General features: G+C 43.8%; 16 protein-coding genes. 11 read left to right on the top strand and 5 right to left on the bottom strand.

The features are described from left to right. Positions 1 to 12 precede the first annotated feature (12 nt). The gene (locus AOC33_RS01750) at positions 13 to 930 is read right to left on the bottom strand and encodes a DUF6279 family lipoprotein (RefSeq protein WP_089514886.1); all 918 of its coding nucleotides are present in this window, start codon (positions 928 to 930) and stop codon (positions 13 to 15) included. Between the two features lie 13 nt (positions 931 to 943). Between AOC33_RS01750 and glmU the strand changes: the two genes are divergently transcribed. The 5 genes from glmU to AOC33_RS01725 all read left to right on the top strand — a co-directional run bounded on the left by glmU (position 944) and on the right by AOC33_RS01725 (position 6,642). Then, a complete protein-coding gene (gene glmU, locus AOC33_RS01745) occupies positions 944 to 2,311 on the top strand; it encodes a bifunctional UDP-N-acetylglucosamine diphosphorylase/glucosamine-1-phosphate N-acetyltransferase GlmU (RefSeq protein ID WP_089514885.1) in 1,368 nt (455 codons plus the stop codon). A gap of 36 nt (positions 2,312 to 2,347) precedes the next feature. Further along, complete coding sequence (gene glmS / locus AOC33_RS01740; protein ID WP_089514884.1) at positions 2,348 to 4,168, top strand: glutamine--fructose-6-phosphate transaminase (isomerizing); 1,821 nt, start codon at positions 2,348 to 2,350, stop codon at positions 4,166 to 4,168. A 161-nt stretch (positions 4,169 to 4,329) separates the two neighbouring features. After that, complete coding sequence (locus AOC33_RS01735) at positions 4,330 to 5,007, top strand: hypothetical protein (RefSeq protein WP_089514883.1); 678 nt, start codon at positions 4,330 to 4,332, stop codon at positions 5,005 to 5,007. A gap of 38 nt (positions 5,008 to 5,045) precedes the next feature. Continuing rightward, on the top strand, positions 5,046 to 5,468 hold the full coding sequence (locus AOC33_RS01730) for a PIN domain-containing protein (RefSeq protein WP_089514882.1): 423 nt from the start codon (positions 5,046 to 5,048) through the stop codon (positions 5,466 to 5,468). 190 nt (positions 5,469 to 5,658) lie between these two features. After that, the gene (locus AOC33_RS01725) at positions 5,659 to 6,642 is read left to right on the top strand and encodes a tripartite tricarboxylate transporter substrate-binding protein (protein ID WP_089514881.1); all 984 of its coding nucleotides are present in this window, start codon (positions 5,659 to 5,661) and stop codon (positions 6,640 to 6,642) included. A gap of 100 nt (positions 6,643 to 6,742) precedes the next feature. Here the strand turns inward: AOC33_RS01725 and AOC33_RS01720 are convergent, their stop codons facing one another. Further along, positions 6,743 to 6,937: a DUF1289 domain-containing protein gene (locus tag AOC33_RS01720; RefSeq protein WP_281252734.1), complete on the bottom strand. Its 195-nt coding sequence runs from the start codon at positions 6,935 to 6,937 to the stop codon at positions 6,743 to 6,745. Then, complete coding sequence (can, locus tag AOC33_RS01715; protein WP_089514879.1) at positions 6,930 to 7,604, bottom strand: carbonate dehydratase; 675 nt, start codon at positions 7,602 to 7,604, stop codon at positions 6,930 to 6,932. Before can ends, AOC33_RS01720 begins: the two co-directional genes overlap by 8 nt. A 129-nt stretch (positions 7,605 to 7,733) precedes the next feature. Here can and AOC33_RS01710 point away from each other — a divergent pair, with 129 nt between their 5' ends. Further along, positions 7,734 to 8,792: an MBL fold metallo-hydrolase gene (locus tag AOC33_RS01710; protein WP_089514878.1), complete on the top strand. Its 1,059-nt coding sequence runs from the start codon at positions 7,734 to 7,736 to the stop codon at positions 8,790 to 8,792. On the opposite strand, the gene AOC33_RS01705 is transcribed toward AOC33_RS01710, so the two are convergent. Next, positions 8,716 to 9,177, bottom strand: a complete 462-nt coding sequence (locus AOC33_RS01705; RefSeq protein WP_089514877.1) for a PhaM family polyhydroxyalkanoate granule multifunctional regulatory protein — start codon at positions 9,175 to 9,177, stop codon at positions 8,716 to 8,718. The two genes, AOC33_RS01710 and AOC33_RS01705, sit on opposite strands and share 77 nt — an antisense overlap. A 113-nt stretch (positions 9,178 to 9,290) precedes the next feature. Between AOC33_RS01705 and AOC33_RS01700 the strand changes: the two genes are divergently transcribed. Beyond that, positions 9,291 to 10,328 (top strand): homocysteine S-methyltransferase family protein, encoded by a 1,038-nt coding sequence (locus tag AOC33_RS01700; RefSeq protein WP_089514876.1) that lies wholly within the window; start codon positions 9,291 to 9,293, stop codon positions 10,326 to 10,328. After that, on the top strand, positions 10,328 to 13,042 hold the full coding sequence (metH, locus tag AOC33_RS01695) for a methionine synthase (protein WP_089514875.1): 2,715 nt from the start codon (positions 10,328 to 10,330) through the stop codon (positions 13,040 to 13,042). The genes AOC33_RS01700 and metH overlap by 1 nt, the downstream gene beginning before the upstream one ends. On the opposite strand, the gene AOC33_RS01690 is transcribed toward metH, so the two are convergent. Then, positions 13,011 to 13,340, bottom strand: a complete 330-nt coding sequence (locus AOC33_RS01690) for a DUF1840 domain-containing protein (protein WP_089514874.1) — start codon at positions 13,338 to 13,340, stop codon at positions 13,011 to 13,013. The genes metH and AOC33_RS01690 overlap by 32 nt on opposite strands. A gap of 44 nt (positions 13,341 to 13,384) precedes the next feature. On the opposite strand from AOC33_RS01690, the gene argS reads away from it, so the two are divergent. Genes argS through AOC33_RS01675 form a run of 3 tightly spaced genes read left to right on the top strand, consistent with a single transcriptional unit; the run spans position 13,385 to position 16,385 of the window. After that, on the top strand, positions 13,385 to 15,145 hold the full coding sequence (gene argS, locus AOC33_RS01685) for an arginine--tRNA ligase (RefSeq protein ID WP_089514873.1): 1,761 nt from the start codon (positions 13,385 to 13,387) through the stop codon (positions 15,143 to 15,145). 12 nt (positions 15,146 to 15,157) lie between these two features. Then, the gene (locus tag AOC33_RS01680; RefSeq protein ID WP_089514872.1) at positions 15,158 to 15,721 is read left to right on the top strand and encodes an SPOR domain-containing protein; all 564 of its coding nucleotides are present in this window, start codon (positions 15,158 to 15,160) and stop codon (positions 15,719 to 15,721) included. A gap of 7 nt (positions 15,722 to 15,728) precedes the next feature. Beyond that, positions 15,729 to 16,385: a thiol:disulfide interchange protein DsbA/DsbL gene (locus AOC33_RS01675; protein WP_089514871.1), complete on the top strand. Its 657-nt coding sequence runs from the start codon at positions 15,729 to 15,731 to the stop codon at positions 16,383 to 16,385. Positions 16,386 to 16,406 lie beyond the last annotated feature (21 nt).

Below are 16,406 nucleotides of genomic sequence, written 5' to 3'. Positions count from 1 at the left end.
AGGATGTGGGTTCTAGCGATTCGTCAGAGCAGAACGCTTGGCAGCCAATACAGATGACTCTTTGATCAGCTCTTGAACATCCAGAGCCCAAGTTTCAACTCGACCACTGGCGTATTTTCTTTGTTCATCATTCATGGTCTGAGTGATGAACGCACTCAGCTGAACGCCTAGGGCACTTCTTCTTTTACCAAACTCCAGCTGTTCTTTGGTGGTGCCGTATTCAAAGTTTTTTATGTAAGTTGTCAGCAAATCTTCGGCTTGTTGCTGATTTAATTTATTTTGTTGGATTGATTTAACAATCTTGATTAAATCATTTTGACGGCGCAGGCGTTCTTGATAAACCATGTTCATGTCTAATGGATTATTTTTGATGTGCTGCCTGATTTTTTCTTCTTGTTCTTTATTGATGCTGCCAAACAGCCACTCAACTCGATCAATCACCTTATCTGCTCGAACCTTGTTTTGTTTTTCTAAACTTGGTGGCAGCCATTCTTTGACGAATTTCTCATTGCCCTTTTGCATTCTTTTTTGCATTGTTTCGATTTGATTACTTTGCAGCGTCACAAAAAGTTTTGCAGCGTCCGGAGTGGTTTTCTTGGCAATTTTGTAAATGAACTTTTTGAGGTCATCAGAAAATTGGCTGACTTCATCTGTGGAAAGTGGGCGATTGAGTTGACGGCGCAGCTGCTCAAGAGTTTTAGAAACATCCGTGAGTTGTTCTGTGCGATGCCACCAAAATTGTTGCTCTAAGAGTTCGCGGGTCAAAAATTCTTGTTCTGCTGTTAAGCCAATGTGGTCATCAATCCACCAGCGAATGAGGGTGTCGCCCTGGTTGTAAACAAACCTCACGGCACTGCAGGCGGTGATCAGCAAAAAAAGGCAGCAAATGGCCGTTATTTTGATTGTTTGGAGAGGTTTGGATAAGCTCATATAATTATTAATAATGAATATTGTCATATTAGCCGCTGGACAGGGAAAGCGCATGCGGTCAACGCTGCCCAAGGTCCTTCATCCAATCGCCGGTCGGCCCATGTTGGAGCACGTGCTCACCAGTGCAAAAGCCTTGGCGGGTGATCATGTGACCATCTTGGTTCTTGGCCATGGCGGCGAATTTGTTCAAGAATTCCTTTCAAAAACAGCTTTTCAAGCAAAAACAGCGCTTCAATCCGAGCAAAAAGGCACAGGCCATGCTGTTTTGCAGGCTTGCGATCAATTATCTGATGATCCGGTCACATTGATACTCTATGGCGATGTGCCTTTGATACAAACGCAGACCCTTCAACAGTTGGCACAGTTGGCGGAGTCTGGCGGTCTCGGTTTGTTGACTCAAAGCATGGCTAATCCAACGGGCTATGGTCGAATCTTGCGCAATCATGATGGCGATGTATCCGGGATTGTTGAAGAAAAGGATGCCAGCGCAGAGATTCGTCAAATCACTGAAATTAATACTGGCTTCATGGCCTTGCCCACAGAAAAATTGAAGGGTTGGTTAAAGCAACTTAAGCCAAACAATGCGCAAGGTGAGTATTACTTGACCGATGTGATTGCTTTGGCAGTGGCTGAAGGCGTTCCGGTTTATACAACCCAGGCAAGCAATGATTGGGAAACCGTGGGTGTTAACAGTAGAACTCAACTTGCTGACTTAGAGCGAGTTTGGCAGCATGAGTTAGCCAATCGTTTATTGGAGTCAGGTGTCACACTATTGGATCCATCTCGAATCGATATTCGTGGAGAACTTCAATGTGGTACTGATGTCAAAATTGATATCGGTTGCGTCTTTGAGGGAAAGGTTGTTCTTGGTTCAGGCGTATCTGTTGGTCCGCATTGCGTGATCAAGGACGCTGTGATTGACGCCAATGCCAAGATTCAAGCCTTCACTCATATTGACCAGGCAACCGTTGGTGCTGGCAGTGTGATCGGACCTTATGCCAGATTGCGCCCAGGCACAGTGCTTGCTGAAGAAGTTCATGTGGGCAATTTCGTTGAAATCAAAAACAGTGATGTGGGTGCAGGGAGCAAAGCCAATCATTTGGCCTATGTGGGCGATGCGACCATCGGTAAAAAAGTCAATATTGGTGCTGGCACCATCACTTGTAACTATGACGGTGTGAACAAGCACCGCACGATCATTGAAGACGAAGCATTCATTGGCTCAGATACTCAGCTAGTAGCGCCAGTAACAGTTGGCAAAGGTGCGACCTTGGGAGCTGGCACAACATTGACAAAAGATGCACCAGCCAATCAATTGACTGTAACAAGGGTGAAGCAAGTTTCAATTAATTGGCAAAGGCCAACCAAAAAATCAAAATAAATACTTTTCGTTAAGTATTGGTGAATAGGGAAAATCATGTGCGGGATCGTTGGTGCAGTTTCTAAAAAAAATGTGGTCAATGTTTTAGTTGAAGGTCTGCGCCGACTTGAATATCGTGGCTACGATTCCTGCGGCTTTGCTTTATTAAGTGGTCAAGAGTTGGTTCGTGCGCGCACCACTGCAAGGGTTACGGATTTAGCTGATCAAGGTCAAACAATGTCAGGCAATGTTGGTATTGCTCACACACGCTGGGCCACACACGGCAAACCGGACACTGTTAATGCTCACCCTCACTTTTCTGATGATTTGATTGGCTTGGTGCATAACGGCATCATTGAAAATTATGAAAGCTTGCGTGAAGAATTAAAAGCAGCGGGCTATGTGTTTGTGTCTCAAACAGACACTGAAGTGATTGCTCATTTAATTCATCAAACCTATATCAACATGCCTGTGCGAGATTTGGCAAAAGCTGTGCGCGCAGTTGTGCCAAAGCTCCACGGTGCTTATGCCATTGCTGTGATTGCCAAAGATGCCCCAGGTTTATTGGTGGGCGCAAGGGCTGGCTCACCATTGGTCGTGGCCTATGGCGAGCAAGAAAATTTCTTGGCTTCAGACGCCTTGGCCGTATCTGATCATGCGAGCATGATGGCGTATTTGGAAGAAGGTGATATTGCTGTTTTAACAACAGATCAAGTCATCATCACAGATGTGTCTGGCAAAGTTCAAGAGAGAATCAAAAAGCCTGTGCCCACTCAAAATGTTGAGGTTGATTTAGGCCCTTATCAACACTACATGCAAAAAGAAATTTTTGAGCAGCCAAGAGCCGTTGCTGATACTTTGGGTCATGCTGAGTTTGCTGATCTAAGTTTATTTGGCGCCAAGCAAGCTGATTGGAAAAACATTGACAGCGTTTTGATTTTGGCTTGCGGCACCAGTTATTACGCAGCAAGTACTGCTAAGTATTGGATTGAAGATATTGCCGGCATTTCCACTCAGGTTGAAATTGCGAGTGAATACAGGTACCGAAAAACAGTGCCGAATCCTCGCTCTTTGGTCGTGGTGGTTTCTCAATCAGGAGAAACAGCTGATACGCTTGCAGCGTTAAGACATGCTCAAGCTTTGGGTCATCAAGAAACTCTTGCGGTTTGCAATGTGGCAACCAGTGCCATGGTTCGAGAAACAAAATATCAATTTTTAACCCATGCTGGCACAGAGATTGGCGTGGCGTCGACCAAAGCTTTCACGACTCAATTGGTGGGGCTGTATTTGTTGGCATTGACTTTGGCGAAGAATAAGAACTGCTTGACCAGTGAGCAAGAGCGCATCGCCTTCAATCGTCTGCGTCATTTACCCGCTGCGATTCATGCCGTGCTAGCCCTTGAGCCTCAAATCATTGCGTGGAGTGAGGCGTTTGCTCAATGTGAAAATGCGCTCTTTTTAGGTCGCGGACTTCACTATCCGATCGCACTTGAGGGCGCGCTTAAATTAAAAGAGATTTCTTATATTCATGCTGAAGCTTATCCCGCTGGAGAATTGAAGCATGGACCATTGGCTTTGGTCACAGAGCAAATGCCGGTGGTCACGGTGGCGCCTAATGATGCATTGCTCGAGAAGCTGAAGTCGAATATGCAAGAGGTGAAGGCGCGCGGCGGCAAGCTATTTGTATTTGCTGATAGTGATACACAAATATCTGCTGAAGAGGGTATCCATGTGATTCGAATGCCTGAGCATTATGGTGATTTGTCACCAATCTTGCACGTCATTCCGCTGCAGTTACTGGCGTATCACACTGCATGCGCAAGAGGCACTGATGTTGATAAGCCTCGCAATCTTGCAAAATCGGTGACGGTCGAGTAATTTCGTCAATACTGCCTATGGCAGGATGCCTGTGATTCTGCAAAATAACTTGTTCTTGGTGCCAAAGCCGTCATCCAAGAGGCTACCCAATCAAAGGTTGACGCCTAAAAACCATATGATTGTTATCATCAACTAATTAAAGAAAATTACGAAAGCAATCAATGTCAATATATGGTTCAAACGAACATGAAGAAATGGTCAAAGAAATATTGAGCATTCTTAAGCCAGAGTATTTAGCAATTGCAAATAAGATTCCAAATCTAACACCTCACGAAATCACGATTTGGCATTTAACGTCTTTATGGATGACCGCTGCTCAAAGACTTGATCGAGACAAGTTAGCGGTTCATAAGGAACAATTTAAATTTACTTTATATACTGTGGGACACATTGTTGAGTTACTCGATGATACTGAGTGGGATCAAATTGAAGCAGAGTGGATGCAACACCTCGCCTGCCTAAGAACTTTTAATGACTCCTTCCTCGGTTTGTATTTTCAAAAAAAACAACTTTCGGATAGAACGGCCGATTTTTATAATATTTATGCTTGGCTCATTGCTTTGCATTACTGGTTTGGTATGAGTGTTTATCAAAAAATTGAGCCCAAAATAAAAGATCAAGCAAGTGATGAATATTTGATTGCTACAGAAAGTATGAATAACTTAGCAGCCAATATTTCTGCATTCACTGATCGCTATGATTTGGGCGCTGATGTTTCTGACTTTGTTCAGCAAGGCCTCAATTTGGTCGTCAATAAACCTTCTGATTCCCCATGGGAGATTTACTTTGAATCACATAAAGATCAAATCAAGATCCCCTCTTTTTCAATTGCTCAATAAGATAAGGCTGGCGGAAAAAACTTTATGGTGATGGTGAGGTGAAGCCAATCATTATTTTAGATACCAACATTCTTTTAGATATTTTGGTATTTGATGATGAACGAGCTCATCCTTTGCGAGCAGCGCTTGATGCCAAACTGCTTGATGCAGTCGCCACTGATAAAACCTTTGCAGAATTCTTAGACGTCATCGGGCGAGAGCAATTTTCTTTGGACAAAGATCAGCAACATCTCATCGGCGAGCAATGGAAAAGTTGGGCAAGAATCATTTCTGATAATGAGCTCTGCCAGGCTCCATGGAAATGCAAAGATCGGGATGATCAAGTCTTTATTAATTTAGCCTACAGTCTTAGACCATCGGCATTGATCAGTAAAGATAAGCAGGTATTAAAAATTGCTAAACGTGCCATTAAAGAAAAAGTCACGATTACCTCGGATCATCAAATCTGTATTACCTTCTGAGGCTAAATCCCTTATATTAAAGATGGGTTTTAAGCTTGTTTGAGCCTTCAATTTAGAGGCTTTCATTCGATCGCCCTAGGGTAAACACCAGTCACTTTAAGAATTACTTTTAGTGATTTTTCTTAATAATTCCTTACAATCGTAGTGTTGATTTGCTTCTTTTACGGCAACAACCATACAGGAGATAATTATGAAGAAAAGTATTCGTCATGCCATGTTGGCAGTAGGTATTATCGCTGGCAGCCTTTCTGCTGGCGCCCAGGCAGCATTCCCAGCTGATAAGCCAGTAACCATGGTTGTTCCATTTGCTGCTGGTGGTCCAACTGATAAAGTTGCTCGTGAAATTGCTCTAGCGATGGGCAAAACTTTGAAGCAACAAGTGATCGTTGATAACTCTCCAGGTGCTGGCGGTACGATTGCTGCTAAAAAAGTAATGAATGCCCCTAAGGATGGTTACACAGTGTTGATTCATCACATTGGTATGTCAACAGCCCCAGGTTTGTATAAAAACTTGGGCTACGATCCAATGACAGATTTTGAGCATCTTGGAATGGTTGCAGATGTGCCAATGGTCATGGTTGCTAACAAAGATTTGCCAGCAAAAAACTTAACTGAATTGCTTGCTTACATCAAAGCAAACGGAACTAAAGTTAACTATGCCAACGCTGGTATTGGTTCTGCTTCACATCTATGCGGATTGTTGTTCATGAGCGCTATTCAGCAAGACATGACTACTGTGCCATACAAAGGAACCGCTCCTGCTTTGACAGATTTGATGGGTGGTCAAGTTCAATTGATGTGTGATCAAACTACAAACTTGGCAGGCCAATTGAAGGCTGGTTCAGTAAAACCTTACGGTGCAACAACCATGCAACGTATTGCTGCATTCAAAGATATTCCAACAATGCATGAGCAAGGTTTGAAGAACTTTGAAGTGAACGTTTGGCACGGTGTTTATGCGCCAAAGGGCACTCCTAAGGATGCAACTGATAAGATTTCTGCAGCCCTTCAAGCAGGTATCAACGATGCTGGCTATAAAGCAAAAATGGCTGAGTTAGGCGCTAATATTCCTAATGCAAAGAATGCAAGCCCTGCAGGTCACAAAGCTCATTTGAAAGCTCAAATTGATTTGTGGACACCAATCATCAAGAAGGCTGGCGTTTACGCTGATTAATTAATAAATTAATTAAATAAGCGCAATAAAAGTTTGGCCCCATCTACCTTCTGGTAGGTGGGGCCAAATTGTTTCCACATCATTATTTATAGATTGGTATTTATTTAGTTTTTAAGTTTGAGCGTTCTTCAAGAAGTTGCCAAACTAATTCTTTTTCTTCTTGATCAAGGCTTGACCATAAGGCAATTTCATCCAGTGTTCGATGGCAGCCCAGGCAGTAACGATCTTCATCATCCATGGTGCACAAGTTGATACAAGGCGACTCAGGACGCTTAACGGGTTGTGGATTATTCACTTTTGGGATAATTTTTTTCTAGGATGGTTTGGTAGCGGGCATTCAACTCATTACAATTTTTGATGCTGATGCCAAGATCTCGTACTTGCCCATCTTTTAAATCATAGATCCAACCGTGCACAGTGACTTCTTGATTTCTGGCCCATGCATCTTGAACGCTCGAGGTTTGGCAAACGTTCATCACTTGCTCAATCACATTTAATTCACATAACTTATCAAATTGATCTGACTCTCTCAAAACTTGCCCTAAATACTTACCGTGCTTATCTTGAACGTCTTGAATGTGCCTGATCCAGTTATCAGCTAAACCAATTCTGGTTTTTGTTTGCGCAGCTTTTACACCTGAACAACCATAATGGCCCACCACAATGATGTGTTTTACCTTGATTTGATCAACAGCAAATTGAATGACTGATAAGGCGTTGAGATCAGTGTGAACGACTACGTTAGCAATGTTGCGATGGACGAACACTTCACCAGGAGCCAGCCCCGTGATTTGATTGGCGGGAACACGAGAATCTGAGCAGCCAATCCACAAATATTCAGGGGCCTGTTGGTGCACAAGTCTGCTAAAGTAATCAGGATCGCTTTTAGTGACGGAGTCAACCCATTCTTTATTGTTTTCAAGAAGCTTGCTAAGGATATAAGGATTGTTTGATGTGATCATGAGCGTATTTTCGTTATTAATTGGGCATCATGATGTGTCACAAATGCAGTTTAGCGATGTGGCACGGATGCTGATAGATGAATATTACAGGTAGTTGATGAGAGTGCTTTAAAAACCCTATAAATTAATATGCAAAAAATTATTTATTCGTTTGATGATCAGATTCCTAAGACCGGTACAACCCAAGTGATTCATGCGGGCTTGAAGTGGGTGCGCATGCCCCTGCCTTTTGCTTTAGATCACATTAATTTATGGTTAATCAGAGATTCATTTGAGGGCCGGGATGGTTGGACTTTGGTGGATTGCGGAGTATCTAATGAAGCAAGCAAAAATGCTTGGTTGAATATTTTTAATGCAGAGCTAGAGAATTTACCCATCGTCAGAATCATTGTGACTCACATGCATCCAGATCACATTGGCCTGGCCTCTTGGTTATCTGAAAGATGGTCAGCACCTTTGTGGATGACGATGACGGATTATGTTTTAGCAAAATGGCTATCTGATCCAAGAGGTTCTGAAGTTGGATCAGTGGCTGGCGGGGGTGGTGCTGCAGATCATTTTGCACGTCATGGTCTAGCCAATGAAGAAGACTTGATAAAAATCAGAGCCAGAGCTAATTATTTCAGCAACATGGTTTCTTCAGTGCCGCCAAGATTTAGAAGAATCATGGATCAAGAGCTGATTCAAATTGGTGGACAGGATTGGCAGGTATTGGTGGGTTATGGTCATGCGCCAGAGCATGCCTGTTTGTGGTGCCATGAGACTCAAACCTTGATTTCCGGTGACATGGTGTTGCCACGCATTTCAACCAATGTCAGCGTCTTTGATACAGAGCCTGATGCAGATCCATTGGGTCTTTATTTGGATTCTCTGACTTCTTTAAAAGAATTACCAGAGGATGTCATGATTCTGCCGTCCCATGGAAAGCCCTTTAAAGGGCTTCATGTGCGAATTGAGCAACTGCATGCCCATCATCGTGATCGCTTGGCGGACACTTTGGCAGCCTGTAAGAGCAGCCCACAAAGTGCCAGAGATTTGGTCCCGGTTTTATTCAAGCGGGATTTAGATTTGCACCAGTTGACCTTTGCGATGGGCGAGGCCATCGCCCACCTTAATCACCTTTGGCGCGGCGGGTACTTGTTGCGCGAGGTTTGCTCTGACGGGGTTTTGCGGTTTTCTTGCCGGTAAAGTTGCCTGAAGCCATTTCGGTGGCCATATCAGAGGCCGCTTGAGTGGCTTGGCTGGCAGCCTTTTGGGCTGCTTTGGTGGCTTCGGCCAATGCTTCTGGGGTCATTGCAGCACTGAAGCTCTTTAACGCCTCCAAAGTGGCTCTTTGAACTTCCAGCCCTTGGATGGTGCTGCGCAAGACGTTCATATTCAGTTGCAACCAGTTTTCAACGCTTTTGAGGTCCTGAATGCGCTTGTCTAGCTCTTCTATATCCAAGGTTGGCATGCCGGCACCGCCCCCAATTCCAGCGCCAAAGCCTGACATATTGCCTGGGGTTGGCGAATTGCCCCACATGGTTTTAAACATTTCTAGGCTTTGATTGAAATCTGGCATGGCACCGAACATTTTGACCTCCAAATAAAAAAGTTAATGTAATCAGATAAATATACGTAATACCGATAAAATATAGGTTTAATCAATTTGTCGCAATCATTTGTGACCAAATAAGAGTTTTACTTATGCTTTATACCCGCGGCGCAAACTTGCCTCAATTATTAAAAGACCGTATTTTGGTCTTGGATGGTGCCATGGGCACCATGATTCAGCAACGCAAATTAAATGAACAGCAATACCGCGGTTTGCCAGAGTCAACTCGTTTTGAAAATCATGCCATTGATTTAAAAGGCAATAATGAGTTGCTAAATATCACGCACCCAGAAATCATTTTAGATATTCATCGTCAGTATTTGGCGGCTGGTGCAGATTTGATTGAAACAAATACATTTGGTGCAACCACGATTGCTCAAGATGATTACAAAATGCCTGAATTGGCCAGAGAGATGAATTTGGCTGCGGCTAAATTAGCCAAGCAAGCTTGTGATGAATTTTCAACACCAGACAAACCAAGATTTGTTGCTGGTGCTGTAGGACCAACTCCAAAGACTGCCAGCATTTCTCCGGATGTGAATGACCCGGCTGTTAGAAACGTGACGTTTGAGCAATTGCGTCAAGCATATAAAGAGCAGGTTGAAGCTTTGTATGAAGGTGGCGCAGATGTGTTTTTGGTTGAAACAATTTTCGATACGCTCAATGCTAAAGCCGCTTTGTTTGCAATTGATGAGTTCTTTGAAGAAAAGCAAGTTCGCTTGCCAATCATGATTTCTGGAACAGTGACAGATGCATCAGGGCGAATTTTGTCAGGTCAAACAGTCGAGGCGTTTTGGAATAGCTTGCGCCACGCCAAGCCTTTGACGTTTGGACTTAATTGCGCATTGGGCGCAACGCTGATGCGCCCATACATTGCCGAATTAGCCAAGGTATGTGATGTTGCTGTTTCTTGTTATCCCAACGCAGGCCTGCCTAATCCTATGAGCGATACAGGCTTTGATGAAACGCCTGAAATGACATCTAGATTATTGGATGAATTCTCTAAAGATGGTTTGGTGAATTTGGTGGGCGGCTGCTGCGGAACAACGCCTGCGCATATCAAGGCAATTGCAGATGCCGTAGCGAAGAGATCAAGTCGTCGTTGGAATGCTTATAAGGAGTCTGTGTGATGTCAGCAACAAAACAGATCCCTCCAATGAAATTATCTGGTTTAGAGCCATGCAATATCAGCCCGCACGTGGGCTTTGTGAACGTTGGTGAGAGAACCAACGTCACAGGTTCAAAAGCATTTGCAAGAATGATTTTGAATGAGCAATACGATGAAGCTTTATCAGTTGCAAGACAGCAAGTTGAGAACGGTGCACAGATCATTGATATCAACATGGATGAGGCGATGTTGGATTCAAAAGCTGCGATGGTGCGCTTTTTAAATTTGATTGCTTCAGAGCCTGATATTTCTAGAGTACCCATCATGATTGACTCATCAAAATGGTCAGTCATCGAGGCAGGATTGCAATGTGTTCAAGGTAAGGCCATCGTCAACTCGATTTCTATGAAAGAGGGCGAAGACTTATTCAGGCATCAAGCGAAATTGATTCGACGCTACGGTGCAGCGACTGTGGTCATGGCCTTTGATGAAAAAGGTCAGGCTGATACTTATCAGCGAAAAATTGAGATTTGCCAAAGAAGCTACAAGATTTTGGTGGATGAGCTCGACTTTCCTCCAGAAGATATTATTTTCGATCCGAATATTTTTGCGATTGCCACTGGTATTGATGAGCACGATAACTATGCCAATGACTTTATTCAGGCAACGGCATGGATAAAAGCTAACTTGCCTGGTGCAAAAGTCAGCGGTGGTGTTTCTAACGTGAGTTTCTCATTCAGGGGCAACGATGTTGTCCGCGAAGCAATTCATACAGTATTTTTATATCACGCGATTCGCGCCGGCTTAGACATGGGCATTGTGAATGCCGGTCAGTTGGGTGTTTATGCTGATTTAGATGCAAAGTTAAAAGAACGTGTTGAAGATGTTGTCTTAAACCGCTTTACTGAAAAAGATGGCAAGACTCCCACGGAGCGTTTGCTAGAGATCGCCGACGAATACAAGGGTGGTGGTGCGCGCGCAGAAGAGACCTTGGCTTGGCGTGAGGGTTCAGTCAGAGAGCGTTTAACCCATGCCCTGGTGCATGGAGTGACATCGCACATTGTTGAAGACACTGAAGAAATGCGTCTTGAAATATCAACAGCCGGAGGTCGACCGATCGAGGTCATCGAAGGGCCTTTGATGGACGGCATGAATGTGGTGGGTGATTTATTCGGTGCTGGAAAGATGTTCTTGCCTCAGGTGGTGAAAAGCGCTCGAGTGATGAAGCAAGCGGTGGCTCATTTGATCCCATACATTGAAGAAGAAAAACGACAGATTCTTGAGAGCGGCGGAGATGTGCGTTCTCGCGGAAAGATCATCATGGCAACCGTGAAAGGCGACGTTCACGATATTGGTAAAAATATTGTGACCGTGGTGCTTCAATGTAACAACTTTGATGTTGTGAACATGGGCGTGATGGTGCCTTGTAATGAAATTCTCAAAAAGGCCAAAGAAGAAAAAGCTGACTTGATCGGATTGTCAGGCTTGATCACTCCGTCATTGGAAGAAATGGCCTACGTTGCCGAAGAGATGCAGCGTGATGATTACTTCAGATCTAAAAAAATGCCATTGATGATTGGTGGCGCCACCACATCAAGGGTTCACACTGCAGTAAAAATTGCGCCTCACTATGAAGGTCCAGTTGTTTATGTGCCGGATGCTTCCCGAGCAGTTTCAGTGGCATCTAGTTTGTTATCAGAAGAAGGTGCTGATAAATACATTGATGAGTTGCAAGCCGACTACGAAAGAATTCGGATTCAGCATGCCAATAAAAAACAAACTCCCATCATCAGCATTGAAGAAGCAAGAGCCAATAAAGAAATCATTGATTGGGGCAAGCAAAAAATTACCAAGCCTAAATTTATCGGGCGCCGTGTTTTTAAGAATTACGATTTAGCAGACATTGCCCAATGCATTGACTGGACACCATTCTTTCAGACCTGGGACTTGGCAGGAAAATACCCGCAGATATTAAAAGATGAGGTGGTTGGAGATTCAGCGCAGAAGGTGTTTGCTGATGCTCAAGCAATGTTGCAAAAAATCATCCAAGGCCGTTGGTTACAAGCCCATGCTGTGATTGGTCTTTATCCAGCAAACAGCGTTGGCGATGATATTGAAATCTATGCTGATGAATCACGCCAAGATGTTTTGTTGACGTGGAAGAATTATCGTCAGCAAAGTGACCGTCCTGTTGTGGATGGGGTCAAGAAACCAAATCGTTGTTTGGCTGATTTTGTCGCACCGAAAGATTCGGGAGTTTCTGATTATGTTGGCATGTTTGCGGTAACAGCAGGACATGCGATTGAAAAGAAGCTGAAAGAGTTTGAAGACAAGCATGATGATTACAGCTCAATCATGCTCAAGGCTTTGGCAGACAGATTCGCTGAAGCGTTCGCTGAAAAGATGCATCAAAGGGTGAGAACTGAACTTTGGGGCTACGTCACTGATGAGGGTCTCAGCAATGAAGATTTGATTCAGGAAAAGTACCAAGGTATTCGTCCAGCCCCTGGTTACCCAGCATGTCCAGATCACTTGGTTAAAAAAGACATGTTTGAATGCTTAAAGGCTGATGAAGTTGATATGGCTTTGACTGAGTCCATGGCCATGACGCCATCGTCTAGCGTCAGTGGTTTCTATTTGGCAAACCCACAGGCTCAATACTTTGATGTGGGTCGCATTGGTGAAGATCAGCTCGAGGATTTTGTTAAACGCCCCAAGACACCATCTCTTTCTTAAGCAAAGCTTCTTTGAGTAAGTTGATGAATGGATATGCTCTTTGCCCTAAACGATCATGGTTGATGCTGTGGCCAGATTCTTCAGAAGATTCTGAGGGGGTGTTTTCAGGGGAATTCTTTTTGCGTTCCAGGTCTTCTGCAATGGCAGCTTCTAACTTTGCAATGGCAATTGGCAATTGTTCAAGCAGAAAGATACCCCTGGGCTCCAAAGGCCTACCGATGATGGCAAAGATCTTTGAGGTTAGGTCTTCTAACATCAAAACATCTGCAGCTTTTTTACATTGAAATTTATATAACATTAGCAAAGATTAACACCAAAAGTTAACTGATAAACTAAACCTCTATGCTACCAGCCATTAAAAAACAAATTATTTCATTGATGCAAGCCGCTTTAGCTGAGATCGCTAAAGAGCGAAGCATTCTGGATCCATTGCCAGAGCCTCATGTGGAGCGACCAAAAGTCGTCGAGCACGGCGATTTGGCCACCAATATTGCTATGCAGTTGTCTAAGGCGTGGAAAGCTAATCCAAGGGAATTGGCACAAGTATTTGTTGAGAAGTTAATGGCTCAAACAGGAGCCCAAGAATTAATTGCGAGTGCTGAAATTGCGGGTCCAGGATTCATTAATTTACGCTTGACTCAAAAAGCTCGCTTGCAAGTGATTGGAAAAGTATTTGCTGATGGCAATTGTTATGGTCAGCAAGCTGAACTGGGTAAAAAAGTATTGGTTGAGTTTGTTTCTGCAAACCCAACCGGCCCACTGCATGTGGGTCATGGCCGCCAGGCAGCGCTGGGTGATGCTCTATCGAATATTTTGAAAACCCAAGGTTGGTCGGTTCACAAAGAGTTTTATTACAACGATGCTGGTGTGCAGATACAAAATTTGGCCATTTCTGTTCAAGCAAGGGCAAAAGGTTTGAATCCTGGCGATAAGGACTGGCCGGAATCTGCCTATAACGGTGAGTACATTGCGGATATTGCAAAAGACTATTTAGCCAAAGCCACAGTGGCAGCTTCAGACGGTCAGCCTGTGCATGCAGATGGTGATATCAACAACATCGAATCTATTCGTCAATTTGCTGTGGCTTATTTGCGTAAAGAGCAAGACATTGACCTGCACTCATTTGGCGTTCAATTTGATTGCTATTACTTGGAATCATCTTTGTACAGTGATGGCAGTGTGGCATCGGTTGTTGCTGATTTAGCGTCAGTTGGCAAGAGCTTTGAAGCCGAGGGTGCTCTTTGGTTACGCACCACTGATGATGGCGATGACAAAGATCGTGTCATGAAAAAGTCAGATGGTAGCTACACATATTTTGTTCCAGATGTTGCTTATCATGCCAGCAAATGGTCACGAGGCTTTACTCATGTGATCAATATCCAAGGCAGTGATCACCATGGCACGATTGCCCGGGTGCGTTCTGGTATCCAAGGTGTTGCACAGAAGCGGTCTTGGGATATTCCGAAAGATTATCCGCAGTACGTGTTGCACAAAATGGTCACCGTGATGAAAGGTGGCGAAGAGGTCAAGATATCTAAGCGCGCTGGCTCTTATGTGACAGTTAGAGATCTCATCGAGTGGTCGGGTGGTGTGACAGCTGACATGAATGATGCTGAGCGTCAAGATGCGATTCGCCGTGGCAGAGACGCTGTTCGATTCTTCTTGATATCTCGTAAAGCTGACACTGAATTTGTCTTCGATATTGATTTGGCATTAAAACAAAATGATGAAAATCCTGTTTTCTATGTCCAATATGCACACGCTAGAATTTGTTCAATTTTGAGGCAATGGGCGGGGGATGAGAATAGTCTGAAGTCAGCATCTCTTCTTGCATTAGATAGTCACGCATCTAATATGCTTTTAACCCGTTTATCTGAGTACTCTGATGTGTTGGCTGAGGCAGCAAAAGACATGACGCCTCATTCCTTGGCATTTTATTTAAGAGACTTGGCCAGCGATTTCCACACTTTTTACAATGCAGATAGAGTGTTGGTCGATGAGGAAAACATTCGCTCAGCGCGCTTGGCTTTACTCTTAGCGACCAAACAAGTGATTGCTAATGGATTAGGTATTTTAGGTGTATCAGCACCTGAAAAAATGTGAGGAGTTAATGTGATGAAAAATAACAATCAACATGTGTCTTTAGAGTCTGGTGCATCAGGTGGCACATTGATGGGTTTTGTGCTCGGCTTATTGCTGGGCTTGGCAATTGCTGTGGGTGTTGCCATCATGTTGACCAAAGGGGCTCCGGAGCCAAAACTCAATCAAAGAGCGCCGGAAGCGGTGAGCAAAGCTAAGCCTATGGAAGCCATTGAAGAGGGCGAAGTTCAAGTTGAAGACAAGCCTAATTTGAATAAACCATTGCAAAGCAAAGTGCCATTGCCAGGTGAAGCAACGTCTAAAGATCCTATTGCCTCGATTGCTGCTGCAACTCAAGGACCAGAATATTGGTTGCAAACGGGGGCATACAGAAATCAAGATGAAGCGCAACGTCAAAAAGCCATGCTGGCGATGCAAGGCTTAGAAGCCCTCATTTCTGAAAGGGAATTGGACGGCGCAGCTCTTTGGCGGGTACGTGTTGGGCCATTTGTTGGTCAAAGCGAAGTGACTCAAACAAGGGCCAGACTGCAAAGCGCTGGTATTCCTTCTACAATCATTCGTATCAATAAATCAAATTAATGCTGATATGAAAAACATCAATTTATTTACCCTGTTCAAAAATTTATTCTTAGGGCTTATTTGCCTGGGATTTTCTCAGTTAGCGCTATCGCAAGGTAGACCAATTGAAGAAGGTTTTGATTACCGCGTGATGCCAGTGGCCCAGGCCACAGAATCAAAAGGCAAGATTGAGGTCCTAGAGTTTTTTTGGTACGGTTGTCCGCACTGTCATGACTTTGAGCCAGAGCTAAGTGCTTGGATTGCTAAACAAGGTCAAGATGTTGTTGTTAAGAAAATACCGGTTGCGTTTAGAGATGAATTATTGCCGCACAGCCAATTGTTTTATGCCTTGGATAGCCTTGGTAGAAATGATTTACACGCCAAGGTCATGGTGGCAATGCACGTTAATAAGAAAAAGCTTCTAGCAGAAGCTGAAATAACAGAGTGGGTTGTTAGCCAAGGCATTGATCGCCAAGCTTTTTTGAAGGCCTTTAAATCATTCACTGTGATTTCAAAAGCAAGAGCGGCCAATCAGATTGCTCAAACTTACAGAATTGATGGTGTGCCATCTGTTGCAGTTCAAGGTAAATATTTGACCTCACCATCAATCGCCGGTGGCTCTAAAGCCAGAGCGATTCAAACGATGGATTTTTTAGTGAGCAAAGCTAGAAAAGAAAAGAAGTAAAACTGAAAGATTTTTAAATTT

Source organism: Polynucleobacter cosmopolitanus, assembly GCF_002224225.1.
Lineage (GTDB): Bacteria > Pseudomonadota > Gammaproteobacteria > Burkholderiales > Burkholderiaceae > Polynucleobacter > Polynucleobacter cosmopolitanus.
The sequence above is the reverse complement of the archived record's forward strand: the minus strand, read 5'-3'. Positions and strand labels throughout refer to the sequence as shown.

Excerpts from the sequence above, each read along its gene's own strand:
- AOC33_RS01750 (WP_089514886.1), bottom strand. The coding sequence starts at position 930 with ATGAGCTTATCCAAACCTCTCCAAACAATCAAAATAACGGCCATTTGC.
- glmU (WP_089514885.1), top strand. The coding sequence starts at position 944 with ATGAATATTGTCATATTAGCCGCTGGACAGGGAAAGCGCATGCGGTCA.
- glmS (WP_089514884.1), top strand. The coding sequence starts at position 2,348 with ATGTGCGGGATCGTTGGTGCAGTTTCTAAAAAAAATGTGGTCAATGTT.
- AOC33_RS01735 (WP_089514883.1), top strand. The coding sequence starts at position 4,330 with ATGTCAATATATGGTTCAAACGAACATGAAGAAATGGTCAAAGAAATA.
- AOC33_RS01725 (WP_089514881.1), top strand. The coding sequence starts at position 5,659 with ATGAAGAAAAGTATTCGTCATGCCATGTTGGCAGTAGGTATTATCGCT.
- can (WP_089514879.1), bottom strand. The coding sequence starts at position 7,604 with ATGATCACATCAAACAATCCTTATATCCTTAGCAAGCTTCTTGAAAAC.
- AOC33_RS01710 (WP_089514878.1), top strand. The coding sequence starts at position 7,734 with ATGCAAAAAATTATTTATTCGTTTGATGATCAGATTCCTAAGACCGGT.
- AOC33_RS01705 (WP_089514877.1), bottom strand. The coding sequence starts at position 9,177 with ATGTTCGGTGCCATGCCAGATTTCAATCAAAGCCTAGAAATGTTTAAA.
- AOC33_RS01700 (WP_089514876.1), top strand. The coding sequence starts at position 9,291 with ATGCTTTATACCCGCGGCGCAAACTTGCCTCAATTATTAAAAGACCGT.
- metH (WP_089514875.1), top strand. The coding sequence starts at position 10,328 with ATGTCAGCAACAAAACAGATCCCTCCAATGAAATTATCTGGTTTAGAG.
- AOC33_RS01690 (WP_089514874.1), bottom strand. The coding sequence starts at position 13,340 with ATGTTATATAAATTTCAATGTAAAAAAGCTGCAGATGTTTTGATGTTA.
- argS (WP_089514873.1), top strand. The coding sequence starts at position 13,385 with ATGCTACCAGCCATTAAAAAACAAATTATTTCATTGATGCAAGCCGCT.
- AOC33_RS01680 (WP_089514872.1), top strand. The coding sequence starts at position 15,158 with ATGAAAAATAACAATCAACATGTGTCTTTAGAGTCTGGTGCATCAGGT.
- AOC33_RS01675 (WP_089514871.1), top strand. The coding sequence starts at position 15,729 with ATGAAAAACATCAATTTATTTACCCTGTTCAAAAATTTATTCTTAGGG.